We start from the raw sequence: 15,394 nt of genomic DNA, 5'->3' as shown, positions 1-15,394 counted from the left end.
CAAAACGTGAGTTCATTACCGGTCAGTGCCGTATTACCTGAGCTGCTGGCGGCATTGCAGACATCAAAGCAGGTGCTGCTGGCTGCGCCCACCGGGGCCGGGAAGTCCACCTGGCTGCCGCTTCAGATCCTGCAACAGGCCGGTTTTTCCGGGCGTATCCTGCTGCTTGAACCCCGCAGGCTGGCGGCACGTAATGTGGCGCAACGGCTGGCTGAACAGCTGGGAGAAGAGCCAGGAGCCACCGTGGGTTACCGCATGCGGGGGGAAAGCCGCAGTGGAAAACAGACCCGCCTGGAGGTGGTGACCGAGGGGATCCTGACGCGCATGCTGCAACAGGACCCGATGCTCGACGGCGTGTCGCTGGTGATCCTCGATGAGTTCCACGAGCGCAGCCTGCAAGGCGACCTGGCGTTGGCGCTGTTGCTGGATGTGCAGGGCGGACTACGTGATGACCTGACAGTACTGATCATGTCTGCGACGCTCGACAACTCGCGGCTGCGCGAATGGCTGCCGGATGCGCCGTTAATCAGCTCCGAAGGGCGATCGTTTCCGGTGGAGCGCCGTTATCAGCCTCTGGCAGCCAACCTGCGTTTTGACGACGCGGTTGCCCGGCAGGCCAGCCAGTTGCTGAGTGAGGAGTCGGGATCGATGCTGCTGTTTCTGCCCGGCGTGGCCGAAATTCAGCGCGTACAAACGCAGCTGGCGGAAAGAGTCGGCAGCGATGTTGACCTCTGCCCGCTGTACGGTGCGCTGTCGCTGGCTGAACAGCGCCGGGCGATCCTGCCTTCCCCAAACGGGCGGCGTAAAGTGGTGCTGGCGACCAATATTGCGGAAACCAGCCTGACCATTGAAGGTATCCGCCTGGTGGTGGACAGTGCTCAGGAGCGCAGCGCGCAGTTTGATCTGCGCAGCGGCGTGACCGGGCTGCAAACGCAGCGCGTCAGCCAGGCATCCATGACCCAGCGCGCCGGACGTGCCGGGCGTCTGGAGCCTGGCATCTGTCTGCATCTGATTGCACGTGAACAGGCGGAGCGCGCTGCTGCCCATAGCGAACCGGAAATCCTCAACAGCGACCTGGCGGCGCTGTGGCTCGATCTGTTGCAGTGGGGCTGCCAGGATGTCAGCCAGCTGAAGTGGCTGGATGTGCCTCCGGCAGCCGGGATCGCCGCTGCCCGGCAGTTACTGCGTCAGCTGGGCGCAACGGATGATGAAGGCCGGTTGACGACACGCGGGCGTAAAATGGCGACGCTGGGCAGTGAACCGCGCTTTGCTGCGCTGCTCATGGCCGCCGGGCAGGATGCTAACGCGGTGGCCACCGCCGCAGAGCTGGTGGCGATGCTGGAGGAACCGGTGCGCGGCAGCACGGATCTGCGTGACAGTTTTCATCGCCGTCTGCCGCAGTGGCAGCGCCGCGCACGCCAGCTTCAGCAACGGTTGACGATCACCGGCGGGCGGGCTGACGACGATCTTATCGCCCCGCTGTTGGCGGCGGCGTTTCCTGACCGGATTGCGCGGCGGCGTGGCGTGGACGGGCGCTACCAGTTAGCGAACGGCAGCGGCGCGTCGCTCGATCGTGAAGACGGTTTAACGCGCCATGAATGGCTGATCGCCCCCGCCCTGTTGCAGGGAAACAGCCAGCCGGATGCGCGTATGCTACAGGCGTTGCCGCTGGATATTGAGCGGCTGGTCAGCCAGTGCCCTGAGCTGGTCCAGCAGCAGACGGATGTTGAATGGGATGAGGAAAAAGGCACGCTGCGTGCCTGGCGACGCGAGCAGATCGGCCAGCTGGTATTGAAATCCCGGCCGCTGGCAAAACCCGAAGAGGGCGAGCTTCACAGCGCGATGCTGCGCTGGGTGCGCACCAAAGGGTTGTCGGTGCTCAACTGGACGCCGCAGGCAGAACAGCTGCGTTTACGTCTGGTGTGTGCTGCGCAATGGCTGCCGGAGGGGGGCTGGCCCGATGCGGAGGAGCCAGCGCTGCTGGCGGTGCTGGAAAAATGGCTGCTGCCTGCGATGAGCGGCGTGCGTGATGGTAAAGGGTTGCGCCAGCTCGATGTCGCCAGCGCGCTAGCGCAACTGCTGAGCTGGGCGCAGCGCCAGCAGCTGGACGCGGTACTGCCCACCCATTATGTGGTGCCCACCGGTAGCCGTTTGCCTATCCACTATCATCAGGATAAGCCCCCGGCGCTGGCGGTGCGTTTACAGGAGATGTACGGCGAAGCGAAAAACCCGAGCGTGGCAAACGGACGCGTGCCGCTGGTACTGGAGCTGTTGTCCCCGGCGCATCGACCGTTGCAGATCACCCGTGACCTGGCGGGCTTCTGGTCGGGTGCTTATCGGGAGGTGCAGAAAGAGATGAAAGGGCGCTATCCGAAGCATCTGTGGCCCGACGATCCGGCCAATACCTTGCCCACCAGCCGGGTGAAACGCTTTTCCCCGTCAGAAACCAAGAAGTAACCTTCCACTGTCAGCCAGCCTGACGACCATCGCCCCGGTAATCGGCCAGGGCGATGCTCTTTCCACAACCCGCGAAACTCAGGTTCTGATCCTGAGCCGTGCTTCCAGTTTGTCGGCCACTTTGGTGATCACCCAGGCGATCACCATATAGAACACCACCGCCACCAGGAACGCTTCCAGATAGTAGTAGTTCAGTGCTGCCGTCAGCTGTGCCTGGGCGAAGATATCCACCACCTCAATGGCGAAGGCCAGCGAAAGCGCCTTCATGATCACCATAAAGGAGTTTGCCAGATCCGGGATCGCGGCAATGATCGTCTGAGGAAACAGCACGCGCCGGAACAGCTGGCCGTTGGAGTACCCCAGCGAACGCGCGGCGTCCGACTGGCCGGTATCAAAGGAGTTCAGCGCCCCTTTGATCACTTCGGCCTGGAAGGCGGACACGCAGGCCGTTAGCGCGACGATCACGATCACCCAGTTCGGCATCGAGTGGCCGTTATAGTCAACGCCGACCAGCGAAGCGCTGAAGTGCAGTGCCGGAGGCAGGCCGTAGTAGGCGAGGAAAATCATCACCACCATCGGCACGCCTTTAAACACCACCTTGTAGCCCACAACCAGTTCCCGCAGCACCGGGATTTGTCGGTATTCGATCAGGGCAAACAGACCGCCTGCCAGCGTCGAGAAGATAAAAATCGTCACGGCCATCATCAGCGTTAATGGCACGGCGTCCATAATGCTTAAAAAATCCGGCAGCAAGACATCTAAATCAAACATGGTTAATCACCTTCTTCAGTCAGATGCTCGCCGTGAGCTTAATTCTGGAGGGCGCTGTTTTCGAGGTGTAGCGAGAGAACCGACGCTCGAAGACGCGCACAATCAGCCAGGAAATCAGGCACAGCAGGGAATAAAGCACACCCAACACCAGATAGGTGCTGAACTGGTACTGGTTGTAATCCCGCTCCATCACCAGATGCGCGGTCGCCATAATGTCAGCGGCCCCGATATACATCACCAGCGCCACGTTGTGGATCATGTAGATCACCGCGTTGCCGTAACCCGGTAACGCAATGTGCAACGCCTGTGGCCCGGCCACACGGGTGAGTTTTTGCCAGAAGCTGTAGCCCAGGCTGTCTGCCGCATCATGCTGGCCGCGTTCCACCGCCAGCCAGGCCGGGCGGATCACCTCGGACAGATAGCCGCCGTGATACAGGCTCAGCCCGACCATCGACGCCAGCGTTGGCGTAACGAAATCTTTCATATCAAACAAGGCGACAAAAACAGGCAGCCCGTAGAACGCCACGAACAGCTGCAATACCACCGGCACGCTGCGGGCATAGGAGACGTAAAGGTCAGCCAGTTGGCTGAGCACCAGTATCCTGCGAACCCTGAAGGTTGTGGCCATCAGCGCCAGCACGAAGCCTGCGATAAGCGCCACAAACATAATCGCGAGCGTTAACGGCAAGGCCGAGAGTAGCTCTGGGATCATGACGGTAAGATCCATGGTGAAACACTCCTGCTAATAATGTCGGCATTGACCGTTGACCCGGCAGCGCCGGGTCATCGTCAGGGTTACTTGATGTACTTCACCACGTCTTCGCCGAACCACTTCTGCGACAGTTTGTCCAGGGTGCCATCGGCTTTCAGGGTTTTCAGTACGCCATCAATATCATCAGACAGTTTCTGGTTTTCTTCTGAGCGGTGGATCAGCACGTAAGTATTGTTAATTGACACCGGCTCACTCGCTTTGATGTCGAGTTTCTGGGTGTCGATAACGGTTTGCTCACCCAGGTTTGAAGGCAGGATCAGGGCATCGTACTTGCCACGCTGCACTTCTTTCAGACGATCCGGGTAAGGAATACCGGCACTGGATGCCGAGATTTTCACCGCATCGTTCGGGTTCTCTTGCTGCCACTGAGTGACAAATTTATAGACGCCGCCACCGGCAGTCACCGGTACAATTTTCTTACCCACCAGGTCTTTCATGGTGTTGATGTTGCTGTCCGTGCGGCTGTAAATTTTCATCAGGCTGGCCCCCATCGGGGTGGCCGGGATCAGGAACTGTTTGCTGCGTGCCGGAGCGGTGTAGAAGCCGCCGGTCGCCATATCGTATTTGCCGGTTGCCAGCCCGGTTTCCTGGGCAATATCTGCGGCACCTTCCAGCTCGAAGCGATACTGCGGCAGTTTGGCGTTAATCGCTCTCAGCAGGTCCGGCTCGTAGCCCTGCGGTTCATGACCAATGGCGCCCCAGGAGAGCGGCTTGGATTCTGCTGCGGTAGCCACTTTAATAACGCGGACAGGCGTTTGTGCATAGGCAGAACCCATGCCGGATGCCACGATGGCGACCCCGGCGAGTAACGCCAGTGTCAGACGACGGAAAGGAGCGGTGTTTGCAGGCATTGTTATTATCCTTTTAATTAGTAGAGAGTTGTTTCGGACTGGAGGAACTGCGCGAGTCGTGGATTTGACGGCGTGTCAAAAATCTCCGTCGGGCTACCTTCCGCCGCGACAACGCCCTGATCCATAAACACGATGCGGTTTGAGACATTTTTAGCAAATTGCATCTCATGGGTGACCAGCAGCGAGGTGATCCCCGATGAGGTGACGTCTTTGATCACTTTCAGCACTTCACCGACCAGCTCCGGGTCCAGCGAGGAGGTCGGTTCATCGAAGAGGATCACATCTGGCCGCACCGCCAGCGCACGGGCGATGCCGGTACGCTGCAGCTGCCCGCCGGAAAGCTGAGACGGATAGTGGTCGCGCTTGTCAGACAAACCGACGCGATCCAGCTCTTCCAGGGCAATTTTACGCGCTTCATCCGCGGATTTACGCTGCACGACAATCAGCGGGTCCATCACGTTCTGAATGACCGTCATGTTTTTGAACACGTTAAACTGCTGGAAAACCATCGCGGTACGCAGACGGATCGCCTGAACGGCATTTTTGTCGACGGACTGATAATCCATGCGGATCTGATCGAAGGTAATACTGCCGGATGAAGGCTTCGCCAGATAGTTAATGCAGCGCAGCAGCGTGGTTTTGCCGGTGCCGCTGGGGCCAATAATCGACAGCACATCACCGCGTTTCACCGAGAGGTTCACGCCTTTCAGAATTTCTGAGCTACCGTAGGCGAGCTTAATATTGTCAAGTTCAAGCATGTTGGTCAGTTTCCTGGCACAGGTGGCGTTAAGGTGCTTCAGTTTCCGCTATCGGCGTGGCCGAGAACGTGCATCAGGCGATTTGCCCAGCCGAAGATGGCGATGGCGTGGATCAGGTCGACAATATCGACGTCATTCATGCCAACGGATTTCAGCAGGGCGATATCTTCCGCCGTCGCTTCCGAGGGCACGGCCGACAGACGACGGGCAAAGCGGTGGATTGCCGCATCGCGGGGACCGAGCTGTTCGGGTTTATCGAAATAGAGCGCGCTGACCACATCGTTGCTTTTGGTCAGACTGGCATGGCGGCGCGCATGGACCACGGCGCAGAACTTGCAGCCATTCACGATCGATGCCCCAAGCGCACCCAGTTCGCGGTCGGCATGCGGCAGACCGCCGTCAACATACATAATGGCATTGAACAGCACGGTGCGGGCCACATAGCTCTCGGGATCGTGTGCCAGCGTGCGCACATATTCTGAGATCTTCTTGTTCGATGGCGTGACCTTCATCGCTTCAATCTGCGCCGGCGTGGCGTCTGCCACTTCTACCGGAGCGATATGCGGGTGCCAGGTCAGCGGCTTCAGGGTAACGGACGGGATCATAACAACCTCATCAGGCGCAAACCGCTGGCCACTTTGGTCTGAAAATTCACGAAGGCGATCAGTTCAGAGAGCGCGACGATCTGCGGATTGTTAAAGCCCGCTGCGGCCAGGCGGGTGATATCACCGGCTTCGGCTTCACCCGGCGTCAGCGTGACCCGGTCAACATGGCGGGCGAGGGTCGCCAGCGGTTCGCCGGAGACGGGAGCCGCGCTGGCGAAGGCCAGCAGCGTATCGTCAGGCGTTAGCGCCGCCAGCTGCGCGCGGTATTCAGCCATAAGCGCCTCATCGGCATTCAGTGTGACAATGCGCAGGGCCACCGCAAGACGCCAGTCGGCAGACAGGCCCTGGTCGTTTTCGGGGTGCAGCACGGAGAGGCGGCACAGTTCGGCACCCTGAACAAATTCCGGGCGAAAGCGTCGGGTAGCGTACAGCGCATCATCGGCGGCAAGGCCTGCTGCCTTGTCGATAGCATCAATCACAATGCGTTATCCTTTTGAAGTTGGGGAGTGGAATCAGTCCATTCATCTCCCTGGAGTTCAGGGATGTCGTAAGCCACCAGACTGGTGAAGTGTGCGTCGACATCTTCAGCAAACAGTGCGGCGGCAATACCGCGTACCAGGCGCTCCGTTCCGGCGCTGACCGCCGGGATATCACCCGATACCTTGCCGTGCGTCAGCATGGCGGCATCGTTAAAGCAGTGAATTTTCGCCAGCATCGGGCAGGCGCCCGGCACCCGCTCACGGAATTCAAAATTCGGCCCCAGGTCCGGTGACGCCAGCATGCCAGGGCGCGGTGCGCCCATGTCCGGCGTGTAGCGGCCATCCGACCAGGTGCGGATATGCGGCGCTATCGCCGCAAATTCCGGGCGGCCGTTAAAATCATTGGAAAAGCCGGTGGCGGCGATCAGAAAATCGTAATGCAGCGGCCCCTGGGTGGTATCAATCCGCAGTGCGCCCGCTTCTTCTTCAACGGCGTTGATGCCGCAGTCGAGCAGGAAGCGGGCATTCCCATGACGGGAGACGCGCAGGGTGGAGGAGCGCGGCGGCGGTGTCTGGGTGGTGTTGGTGTAGTCGACAAACTTCCATTTCCACGCGTCAGGCAGCAGATGCATACCCTGCACCACGCCCTGGCTGCCGATACCGGTCATCTTGTTGATGCGTGGCATCGCTTTGCGGCGGATCAGCAGGTCCACTGAGCCGACACCGGACTCCAGTGCCGCAGCAGCATTGTCCATCGATGACGCCCCCGCGCCGATCACCGCCAGGCGCTTGCCCTTCAGTGTGGTGAAGTCGATATCATCCGCAGAGTGCGCCCAGAGGGAGCGGTCAACGCCTTGCAGGAAATCAGGAATGGCAAAGCCGCCCAGGCCGGAACGTCCTGTCGCCAGCACCAGATGCCGGGTATAGATCCGGCCCGTTTCTGCCCCTTCAAGATCGATAGCGATCAGATCGTCTGTGGCGGTGATGCCGGTCATGCGCACATCATTGTGTACCGGCAGCGCCAGCACCTGGCGATACCAGACCAGATAATCCATCCACTGATCTTTAGGAATCTTATCCAGCGCTTCCCAGGCGTCGACTCCCCAATGCGCGGTAAACCAGGCACGGAAGGTCAGCTGCGGCAGGCCGAGTGCCGGTCCGTGCAGGGTTTTCGGGGAGCGCAGGGTTTCCATACGGGCAAAGGTCACCCACGGTCCTTCCCGCCCGGCAGGGGCGGCGTCGTAGGCGACGACATTCGTGATCCCACTCAGGATCAGCTTGGCGGTGGTGGCCAGGCCGCACATACCGCCGCCAATCACTACCACGTCACGCACCGCATTGCCGTGGTAAACACGTGCGGGAACCCAGGGTTTGGCGGGCAGCTCCAGCAGAGACAAATCCTCAGCCAGGCGTTGTTGCAAGGCGTCTAAACCGGTTTTGTTATCACTCTCTGCTGACATTATTTTGCCCCTGTTTGTCATAGTAAATGCATATAATGAATTATATGGAAAACGCATTATGGATTAGCATGTATGCGTATTCTTAATACTAATTAATAATTAGCTTATTCAAAAATTGCACTTGATAATTATGGCTGTTGAAAAATAAAGGATTCCCGTATGCAGAACCTGGCTTCACTTAACGATCTTGACCTGCGCCAGTTACAGGCTTTCTCGGCGGTCATTTCGTCCGGCAGTGTGACGGCAGCGGCAAAAGTTCTGCAACGTTCGCAGCCGGCCGTGACCCGGCTGATTCAGGATCTGGAGAACACCCTCGGTTATCCGCTTTTTTTGCGTAACGGGCCACGCATTTACCCGACCGAGCAGGCACTGCGTCTGCATGAGTATGTTGAGACGGCGCTGACGTCGCTGCAACAGATACGCCTGCGTGCCAATGAGATCTGGAAAGAAGAAAAAACCCCACTGCTGATTGCCGCCACGCCGTCGATGTCCTCCGGGCTGCTGCCCGTGGCGCTGGCGCAGGTGAATCTGGATGATTCGGTGCAGATCCTGAGCGATTCCGCCGAACAAACGGCACATGCCATCATTACCGGCCAGGCGGAGTTAGGCATCAGCAGCCTGCCGCTGGAGCATCAGGGGGCGCAGGTTCACTGGATTGGTCAGTCGCGCTGCGTGATGGCGCTGAGGGAAGATGACCCGCTGGCACAGAAAGAGCAGGTGCTGTTAACCGACTTAATGTCGCGCAAGTTGATCACCCCTTACAACCCCTATCGTCTGCGCAGGCGCTATGAGCAGGTACTGCGTAAGGCAAAAGTCAAACCGGCGGGTGTGATCGAAACCAACTCATCGGTGAATATTTTGTCCTGCATTCGCTCGGGATTAGGTGTGGCGATTATGGAGCCGGTTACCGCTTACGGTTTGCCCGTGGCAGGCGTGGTGATCAGAGCGCTGGATGTGGATATTCCTTATTACTTTGGTGTCACCACGCCACAATCCCGGCCACCGCGCCCCAGCGTTCTGGCCTTGATTGATGCCTTAAAACAGGCGGCGGCCAGCCTGCTGCCGGAGTTTGTTTGCCTGGACGCGAATGAACATGCGCGCGTAATGCAGTCGCTGCATCAGGAGAATTAAGGTTTTTGTTGCAAAGGCACAATAGATGCTCGCCAGTAATAAATGGTATTCTGTCGCGCTTGCGTGTCTGCCAGAGGCTTTCAGAAGGTTCTGGTTCCGTAACTGTCATCATACGACGAAAGTAGTCGGCCTGGCCGACGCCTGCTTCTGGAGAAATAAACGAGATGTCTGACGATCGCGAACCTATCGGGCGTAAAGGAAAACAGCCCCAGCCTGCGCGCAACAAAGCGGGGCGTGGTCGCCGCAGGGAAGAAGAATATGATGATTATGACGATCAGGATGATGAAGATCTGGATGAGGAAGAGGTCGCTTCGATGCCAAGTAAAGGAAAGGGACGCGGTACGCGTAAGAAAAGGGGCTGGATAGGCTTACTGTTTAAGCTTTTCCTGATCTTCGCGGTGGTGATGGCCATTTATGGTTTCTACCTTGATTCGCAGATCCGCAGCCGTATTGATGGCAAAGTCTGGCAGCTACCGGCCACGGTGTATGGCCGCATGGTCAACCTTGAGCCAGGCATGTCGTACAACAAAAAAGAGATGATCACGCTGCTGGAAGGCACACAGTATCGCGAAGTGACGCGCATGACGCGCCCCGGCGAATTTACCGTGCAGGCCAACAGCATTGAGATGATCCGTCGTCCGTTTGATTTCCCCGACAGCAAAGAGGGGCAGATCCGCGCACGTCTGAGCTTCAGCGGCGATCAGCTGAGCGATATTAAGAACCTCGATAACGGACGCAGTTTCGGCTTCTTCCGTCTCGATCCGCGTCTGATCACCATGTTGCAGTCGCCAAACGGCGAACAGCGCCTGTTTGTGCCACGCACCGGGTTCCCGGACCTGCTGGTGGATACGCTGGTCGCGACCGAAGACCGCCATTTCTATCAGCATGATGGCATCAGCCTCTATTCGATTGGCCGTGCTTTTGTTGCCAACATCACTGCCGGACGCGCAGTGCAGGGCGGAAGTACGCTGACCCAGCAGCTGGTGAAGAACCTGTTCCTCACTAACGAACGTTCGCTGTGGCGTAAAGCCAACGAAGCCTATATGGCACTGATTATGGATGCGCGTTACAGCAAAGACCGCATTCTGGAGCTGTACCTCAATGAGGTGTATCTCGGCCAGGCAGGCAACGATCAGATCCGTGGTTTCCCGCTGGCGAGCCTGTATTATTTTGGTCGTCCGGTGGATGAGCTGAGCCTTGACCAGCAGGCACTGCTGGTGGGGATGGTGAAAGGCGCATCGCTGTATAACCCGTGGCGTAACCCGCAGCTGTCACTGGAGCGTCGTAACCTGGTGTTGCGTCTGTTGCAGCAGCAGAAGGTGATCGACCAGGAGCTGTACGACATGCTGAGCGCGCGCCCGCTGGGCGTGCAGCCGAAAGGCGGCGTAATCACTCCGCAGCCTGCGTTTATGCAGATGGTGCGTAACGAGTTGCAGAGCAAACTTGGCGATAAGGTGAAGGATCTCTCCGGGGTGAAAATTTTCACCACGTTAGATTCGGTATCGCAGGATGCCGCTGAGAAATCAGTAGAAGAGGGGATCCCGGCGCTGCGTAAACAGCGTGGGGTCAACGATCTGGAAACGGCGATGGTGGTGGTAGACCGCTTCAGCGGTGAAGTTCGCGCGATGGTCGGCGGTGCCGATCCCCAGTTCGCGGGCTATAACCGTGCCTTGCAGGCGCGTCGTTCGATTGGTTCACTGGCAAAACCGGCAACCTATCTGACCGCGCTGAGCCAGCCGGATACTTACCGTCTGAATACCTGGCTCGCGGATAATCCGATTGCGCTGAAACAGCCTAACGGCCAGGTGTGGAAACCGCAGAACGATGACCGTCGTTACAGCGGGCAGGTGATGCTGGTGGATGCGTTGACCAACTCCATGAACGTTCCAACGGTGAACCTGGGGATGACGCTGGGCCTGCCGCAGGTGGTGGATACCTGGACCAAACTGGGTGTACCGAAAGAGCAGCTGAATCCTGTTCCGTCGATGCTGCTGGGGGCGCTGAACCTGACGCCGATCGAAGTGGCGCAGGCCTTCCAGACCATTGCCAGCGGCGGTAGCCGCGCGCCGCTTTCCGCCGTGCGTTCCGTGATTGCTGAAGATGGCAGCGTGCTGTATCAGAGTTTCCCGCAGGCAGAACGTGCCGTTCCGGCGCAGGGTGCTTACCTGACGCTCTACAGCATGCAGCAGGTGGTGGATCATGGTACGGCGCGTGCGCTTGGGGCTAAGTATCCGAAAGCGACGCTGGCAGGCAAAACCGGTACCACTAACAATCAGGTGGATACCTGGTTTGCCGGGATCGATGGCAAAGAAGTCGCCATCACCTGGGTGGGGCGTGATAATAACCAGCCGACGAAACTGTACGGTTCCAGCGGGGCGATGCAGCTGTATCGTCGTTATCTGGAAATACAGGCACCGATGCCGTTAATGCTCACGCCACCGGAAGATATTGCACCGATGAACGTGGACTCTGCCGGTAACTTTGTCTGCGGCAGTGCCAGCAGCAGCTGGCGTAGCCTGCCAGTCTGGACCACGGATGCGAATGCACTGTGCCAGCAGCAACAGCAGCAGGTTCAGCAGCAGCAACAGATGTTGCAGCAGCAAAATCAGCCACAAGGGCAGCAACAGGGTCAGCAGCCGCAAAATCAGCAGAAGGATGGTGATGGCGTGGCAGGTTGGATTAAAGATATGTTTGGTCAGTAACTGACAGCATTTTCTGAATAAAAAAAGCCGGGAAACCGGCTTTTTTTTCGCCTTTTTTTCACGCATTTGATAACAGATCCCTCTTACTTTTATGCGTTAGCGTTTTTGATTTTACATGCCAGGTTTCCACCAAATTCCAGATAACGCTATAAATTTAGACCCAGATCCCATTTTTACCGGGTGGTCTCAGCAAGGATAGTTGCGCTGGTTAATTTAAAAGGATCTTAAAAGATGAAACATCACTTTTTGTACTCCGGCCTGCTGCTGAGCGGAGCATTGTTTGCCCACACCCAGGCTCAGGCCAACACAACGGACGGTATCGCGCCGTTTCACACCGCTGCTGACGTGGTCAACAGCCAGTTCTACCTGCCACCGCCACCCAAAGACGACAGTCCTGCATTTACCCTCGACAAAGCAGCCTATCTGGCAGGCTACGCGATGAAAGGTTCGCCACGCTGGCAACAGGCAACACAGGATGCCAGGCTGGATACCGCCAGTATGGCAAAAACCTTTTCACCCGCGCTGGGCGTGACGCTGAGTGAGACACAAACGCCAGCCACCTGGAAAATGATCAACGATTTGAAGTTGCCTGGATCGGACTATGCGCCTGGTGGTGCGAAAAAATACTATATGCGTACCCGCCCCTTTGTCGTTTTTAATCATCACACCTGCCTGCCTGAGGATGAAGCTGAGTTGCGCAAAGACGGCTCTTATCCTTCCGGGCATACCAGTTACGGCACGTTGCTGGGGTTGGTGCTGGCAGAAGCAAAACCCGACCGTGCGCAGGAACTGGCGAAACGCGCTTATGAGTTTGGTCAGAGCCGGGTCATTTGTGGTGCGCACTGGCAAAGCGATGTGGATGCCGGGCGCTATGTCGGTGCCGCTGAGTTTGCGCACCTGCACACCATCCCGGCCTTTATGACGGCTTTAAAACAGGTAAAACAGGAGCTTAACCATTAACTCACTGTGACGTGTTCATCCTGCCTCACTATATCACCGGGGAAACCTTTCCCCGGTCGTCAAAAAAACACCCGCTTTTAACATCTAAGCCAATGCCCATGCCGCTTGTGTGGCAGATCATATGGACCATTTTCCCTTGCAGAACTTACTTTGTTTCGCATATTATCCGGGCGTTATAATAATAATTATCGTTTCGTTTCACATTCAACATTCCTTGTTCAGAGAAAAGCCAAATGGCCAACGCGCGCGATTTATTCACCAAGTTTCCCCTTCTGAAGACAGCAAAGTGTCAACTGGCGGTCCTGATTGCCGTCTCCCTGACCAGCGGATCGGCCTTTGCTGCCGCAGAGCAGACAATTAATGTCACGGCAACGGCCGGCAGTGAACCACAGGAAAGTGCCTGGGGTCCGGCACCGACCATTGCGGCCAAACACAGCGCCACAGGGACGAAAACCGATACCCCAATCGAAAAGAACCCACAGTCTGTTTCGATTGTGACGCGCCAGGAAATGGAGATGCGCCAGCCGCAATCGGTGAAAGAAGCATTTGGCTACACCGCTGGTGTGATGGTGGGTAACCGTGGTTCGTCTAATGTGATTGATGCCTTGGCCATTCGTGGTTTCAGTGAAACGAATACCAATCAGTACTTCAACGGTATGAAGTTGCAGGGCGATAATTATTCCGAATTTAATATCGATCCTTACTTCCTGGAACGTGCCGAATTGTTACGTGGGCCGGCATCGGTCCTGTATGGAAAAAGCAATCCTGGTGGTGTCGTTGCCCTTGTCAGCAAGCGCCCGACGACTGAGACCCTGCGTGAAGTACAGTTCCAGATGGGCACGGACAATTTATACTCCACCGGTTTTGACTTTGGTGGTGCGCTGGATGATAACGGCGAGTTTTCCTACCGCCTGACCGGTCTGGCGCGTAGCGCAGATGCACAGCAGGATATGAACAAAGAGAAGCGCTATACCATTGCGCCTTCTTTCAGCTGGCAGCCTGATGCAAACACCCATTTCACCTTCCTGAGCTATTTCCAGAATGAACCGGAAACCGGTTATTACGGCTGGCTGCCGCGCCAGGGGACAGTGGTGCCGATTACGGGCGCTGACGGCACTCAACATAAACTGCCAACTAACTTCGATGAAGGTGAAGACAGTAACAAGATCTCTCGTAAACAGCAGATGGTCGGCTACAGCTTTGACCATGCGTTTAACGATACCTGGTCTGTGCGGCAGAATCTGCGTTACGCAAAAGTGACCACGGATTATCGTAGTATTTATGGTAATGGTTTCGATACCACGACTAACGCTATTACTCGTGGTGTCGCACTGTCCCAGGAAGAACTTGATACTTTCACCGTGGATACTCAGGCGCAGGCTAAGTTTGCAACTGGCGCAGTGGATCACACTCTGCTCATGGGCGTGGACTATCTGCGTATGCGTAACGATATCAATGCGGACTTCGGTACGGCTAATTCGATTAGCGCGCTTAACCCTCAGCATGGCGATGACAGTTATGTCCTTAACTTCCCCTACAAGTATCTGAATAAGCAGGAACAGACGGGCCTGTACACTCAGGATCAGATGGAATGGAACCGTTGGGTGCTGACGCTGGGTGGACGCTATGATTTCGCGAAAACCTCGGCGTTTAGCCGTAGCGACGCGACGAAGGCTGAGAAGAACGACCAGCAGTTTACCTGGCGTGGTGGCCTGAACTACGTATTCGATAATGGTATTGCACCTTACTTCAGTTATAGCGAATCGTTCCTGCCAACATCCGGCACCAGCGCGGCTGGTCAGCCATTTGACCCGTCCCGTGCGAAACAGTACGAAGCCGGTGTTAAGTATGTGCCGAAGGATCGCCCTATTGTCGTGACGGCTGCGGTTTACCAGCTGACCAAAAACAAGAACCTGACTGCCGATCCGGAACATAACTTCTTCAGTGTTCAGAGTGGCGAAATCCGCTCACGCGGCATTGAACTGGAAGCGAAAGCGGCGGTGAATGCCAATATCAACGTGCTGGCGTCTTATACCTTTACCGATGCTGAATACACGAAAGATACTGAATTGCAGGGCCAGCGTCCGGTGCTGGTGCCAAGAAATATGGCGTCCTTGTGGGCGGATTACACCTTCAATGAAACCGCACTGAGCGGCCTGACCCTCGGCAGCGGCGTGCGTTATGTGGGTAACACGGTGGGTCAGTACACTACCGAAACGCAGAATAACAAGAACTTCAGCGTAGCCAGCTACAGTGTGATTGATGCCGCCATCAAATATGATCTGGGCCGTTTTGGCTTACCCGGATCTTCTGTTGGGGTAAACATCAACAACCTGTTCGATCGTGAATACGTCGCCAGTTGCTACCGCGACTACGCCTGCTACTGGGGCGCAGAGCGTCAGGTTGTTGGTACTGCCACCTTCCGTTTCTAAATGTCTCACCGGGTGC

12 protein-coding genes are annotated in these 15,394 nt (G+C 57.0%); 5 read left to right on the top strand and 7 right to left on the bottom strand.

Annotation, left to right across the window (positions count from 1 at the left end; all coding sequences use genetic code 11):
• The first annotated feature begins 6 nt into the window (after window positions 1-6).
• Window positions 7-2,457, top strand: coding sequence for an ATP-dependent helicase HrpB (gene hrpB, locus ACFL9S_RS13040; RefSeq protein WP_405262336.1), 2,451 nt, complete (start codon window positions 7-9; stop codon window positions 2,455-2,457).
• Window positions 2,458-2,535: 78 nt separating this feature from the next.
• On the opposite strand, the gene ACFL9S_RS13035 is transcribed toward hrpB, so the two are convergent.
• The 7 genes from ACFL9S_RS13035 to ACFL9S_RS13005 form a co-directional block, all read right to left on the bottom strand.
• Window positions 2,536-3,228, bottom strand: a complete 693-nt coding sequence (locus ACFL9S_RS13035; RefSeq protein WP_405262335.1) for an amino acid ABC transporter permease — start codon at window positions 3,226-3,228, stop codon at window positions 2,536-2,538.
• 19 nt (window positions 3,229-3,247) lie between these two features.
• Complete coding sequence (locus ACFL9S_RS13030) at window positions 3,248-3,955, bottom strand: amino acid ABC transporter permease (RefSeq protein ID WP_405262334.1); 708 nt, start codon at window positions 3,953-3,955, stop codon at window positions 3,248-3,250.
• Between the two features lie 68 nt (window positions 3,956-4,023).
• Window positions 4,024-4,851, bottom strand: a complete 828-nt coding sequence (locus tag ACFL9S_RS13025; protein ID WP_405262333.1) for a transporter substrate-binding domain-containing protein — start codon at window positions 4,849-4,851, stop codon at window positions 4,024-4,026.
• A gap of 17 nt (window positions 4,852-4,868) precedes the next feature.
• Window positions 4,869-5,609 carry an amino acid ABC transporter ATP-binding protein gene (locus ACFL9S_RS13020; RefSeq protein ID WP_405262332.1) on the bottom strand — a complete coding sequence of 247 codons (741 nt, stop codon included), beginning with the start codon at window positions 5,607-5,609 and terminating at the stop codon, window positions 4,869-4,871.
• 38 nt (window positions 5,610-5,647) lie between these two features.
• On the bottom strand, window positions 5,648-6,214 hold the full coding sequence (locus ACFL9S_RS13015) for a peroxidase-related enzyme (protein WP_405262330.1): 567 nt from the start codon (window positions 6,212-6,214) through the stop codon (window positions 5,648-5,650).
• Window positions 6,211-6,693 (bottom strand): hypothetical protein, encoded by a 483-nt coding sequence (locus ACFL9S_RS13010; protein WP_405262329.1) that lies wholly within the window; start codon window positions 6,691-6,693, stop codon window positions 6,211-6,213. The genes ACFL9S_RS13015 and ACFL9S_RS13010 overlap by 4 nt, the downstream gene beginning before the upstream one ends.
• The gene (locus ACFL9S_RS13005; RefSeq protein ID WP_405262328.1) at window positions 6,690-8,153 is read right to left on the bottom strand and encodes an NAD(P)-binding domain-containing protein; all 1,464 of its coding nucleotides are present in this window, start codon (window positions 8,151-8,153) and stop codon (window positions 6,690-6,692) included. The genes ACFL9S_RS13010 and ACFL9S_RS13005 overlap by 4 nt, the downstream gene beginning before the upstream one ends.
• Window positions 8,154-8,321: 168 nt before the next feature.
• Here ACFL9S_RS13005 and ACFL9S_RS13000 point away from each other — a divergent pair, with 168 nt between their 5' ends.
• The 4 genes from ACFL9S_RS13000 to fhuA all read left to right on the top strand — a co-directional run bounded on the left by ACFL9S_RS13000 (window position 8,322) and on the right by fhuA (window position 15,378).
• On the top strand, window positions 8,322-9,284 hold the full coding sequence (locus ACFL9S_RS13000; protein ID WP_405262362.1) for a LysR family transcriptional regulator: 963 nt from the start codon (window positions 8,322-8,324) through the stop codon (window positions 9,282-9,284).
• 164 nt (window positions 9,285-9,448) lie between these two features.
• The gene (mrcB, locus tag ACFL9S_RS12995; RefSeq protein ID WP_405262327.1) at window positions 9,449-11,986 is read left to right on the top strand and encodes a bifunctional glycosyl transferase/transpeptidase; all 2,538 of its coding nucleotides are present in this window, start codon (window positions 9,449-9,451) and stop codon (window positions 11,984-11,986) included.
• Between the two features lie 231 nt (window positions 11,987-12,217).
• On the top strand, window positions 12,218-12,946 hold the full coding sequence (locus ACFL9S_RS12990; RefSeq protein WP_405262326.1) for an acid phosphatase: 729 nt from the start codon (window positions 12,218-12,220) through the stop codon (window positions 12,944-12,946).
• Window positions 12,947-13,179: 233 nt separating this feature from the next.
• Window positions 13,180-15,378, top strand: coding sequence for a ferrichrome porin FhuA (gene fhuA / locus ACFL9S_RS12985; RefSeq protein WP_405262325.1), 2,199 nt, complete (start codon window positions 13,180-13,182; stop codon window positions 15,376-15,378).
• Window positions 15,379-15,394 lie beyond the last annotated feature (16 nt).

This window comes from Erwinia sp. AnSW2-5 (assembly GCF_045107195.1).
Taxonomy (GTDB): domain Bacteria; phylum Pseudomonadota; class Gammaproteobacteria; order Enterobacterales; family Enterobacteriaceae; genus Erwinia.
This window is presented reverse-complemented; position numbering and strand designations above follow the sequence as displayed.